Source organism: Occallatibacter sp. (genome assembly GCF_049802275.1).
In the GTDB taxonomy this organism is placed as follows: domain Bacteria; phylum Acidobacteriota; class Terriglobia; order Terriglobales; family Acidobacteriaceae; genus Telmatobacter.
This window is the reverse complement of the sequence record NZ_JBARMD010000128.1, coordinates 1-1,742: the sequence shown is the minus strand read 5'-3', so window position 1 is coordinate 1,742 and position 1,742 is coordinate 1. Positions and strand designations below refer to the sequence as shown.

At 52.8% G+C, this 1,742-nt stretch carries 3 protein-coding genes; all 3 read right to left on the bottom strand.

All coding sequences use genetic code 11. The features are described from left to right. The coding region (locus tag WA354_RS04210) for a cation-transporting P-type ATPase (protein WP_472811761.1) at nt 1-221 on the bottom strand (221 nt) is incomplete at its 3' end. Between the two features lie 121 nt (nt 222-342). Beyond that, entirely contained in the window at nt 343-507 is a 165-nt protein-coding gene (locus WA354_RS04205; protein WP_472811760.1) for a hypothetical protein, read from the bottom strand. Between the two features lie 351 nt (nt 508-858). Beyond that, nucleotides 859-1,383 carry a universal stress protein gene (locus WA354_RS04200; protein ID WP_472811759.1) on the bottom strand — a complete coding sequence of 175 codons (525 nt, stop codon included), beginning with the start codon at nt 1,381-1,383 and terminating at the stop codon, nt 859-861. Between the last annotated feature and the right edge of the window lie 359 nt (nt 1,384-1,742).

Below are 1,742 nucleotides of genomic sequence, written 5' to 3'. Positions count from 1 at the left end.
GGAATGGGACCCCAGAAATAGGAGAGAAACTTTAAGAACTGATTGGCCTCCTTCTCGGTAATCTCGTTAGGCCCATATCGCACCAGTCGTTTTGCAGCTTCGGCCTGGGTCAGACCGTCTGGCGACGACTCCAGCTTCTTTTGCAACTCCGGCATGGGCAGCGACTTGAGATCGTCCTTGGAATCAGGCTTCGACTGGGGGCTTTTCGCAATCAATGTCACTTGTAATCGCTCTCCGAACCGCGCTCCTCCACCAGGGCACCTGTATCAAGGCAGGCAAGACCACGCCAAATTGGTAATTGATCCAAGCGATGTCAATTCGGGGTGGAGTCCGTGCGAATTGTCATTTTGTGAAGAGAGAGTGAGCCTCGTCGTAGTCATTCTCTGTTTTCGATGCTTTCTCTGCGGCCTTCTCCGCCAGGTGCTCAATCCTCTTCTCGGCCGATGCTTCCGAGACCGTCTTGTCTTCCAGTTTCGTTGGTTCTGAGTGCTCAAATTGTTCCGGCATGTCGGTTTTCTCCTCTTGTCACCCTGAACCTTCGGTCGTTCAAGAATCTGTTCACTTTTGCTCCAATCCTCCTTGGTTCGCTGCGGCATCGCATGAATACGAATGCGTTAGTAGGCCAAGATGAGCGAATTGCGGTACCGCGATCACGTCCAGCAACACACCGAAGACAATTGCAGCTGCAAATTCACTGGCAATCACTACGACGGGCAATCTGAGGCTGTCTTTTTTTAAGGCGGACTGCCGCCTGATCGCTCGTGAGACCTTTCGGAGCGATTTGCTGAACCTGCTCTACAGTCGAGCGGTCTGGCGTGGGCACGACAACGCTGCTTGCGCTCACATGGCTACCTGTTCCTATGCTTTCGCTGCCACGATTTCGGAGTGCGCCCCATTCTGAGCTATGGCGCTTGTCTCGGGGTTAGCTGAGCGAAGAAGCAAGAGCGGGCATTGCACGAGCTTGACTACCTTTTCGGCGATGGAGCCGAAGACTAGCGGACGCCATCCGGAGATGCCGTGCGTGGAAATGACGACCATGTCGATATGTTCACGCTCCACCACTTCCATGATGTTTCCCGCTACGTCATTGCCAACTTCGATACTGGAACTTGACTTCACACCCTTGGCCCTGAGAGTTACCTGGCACTTTGCCAGATGATCCTCTGCAAGTGTTCTCGCCCCTTGAAGGAATTCGCCTTCAGGAACGAAGTCGGGGAGCGTCGTGGTGGGAAACATTGGAATCACGTTGAGAAGGTGGAGTTCGGCATGAAAGTGCTGAGCCAGATCGGCTGCCATCTCCAAAGCCGCCTGGGATGACGGACTAAAGTCAATGGGCAAAAGGATCTTCGTGGGGATGGATGGGAAAGCACGAACTTCAAGCATGAAAATCTCCCTGGCCGCGTGAATTAAATGGCTTGAACCTCATTTTCTTCCGGACACGGCAGCAGAAACTGTGCTGTTTTGGCCACTTCATAGTGACAGCCCGATGTGCGAGCAAAAGTGACCAACCATTGAACATCCGGCTCTGGCATTATTCCTGTGGACACAGCGGCTTTGAAAACGGCGCTTCAATCGACTCAGCAACCGATCAACTTGGAGAAGAAAATGAACATTACTAATTCAGTAGTAGCAATCTATGACACTCATGAACAAGCCGAGCACGCCGTCAAGGAATTGCAGCAGGCCGGCGTCGACATGAAGAGTCTTTCGATTGCCGCGAGAGACACGCACACCGACGAACA

Excerpts from the sequence above, each read along its gene's own strand:
- WA354_RS04200 (WP_472811759.1), bottom strand. The coding sequence starts at position 1,383 with ATGCTTGAAGTTCGTGCTTTCCCATCCATCCCCACGAAGATCCTTTTG.
- WA354_RS04205 (WP_472811760.1), bottom strand. The coding sequence starts at position 507 with ATGCCGGAACAATTTGAGCACTCAGAACCAACGAAACTGGAAGACAAG.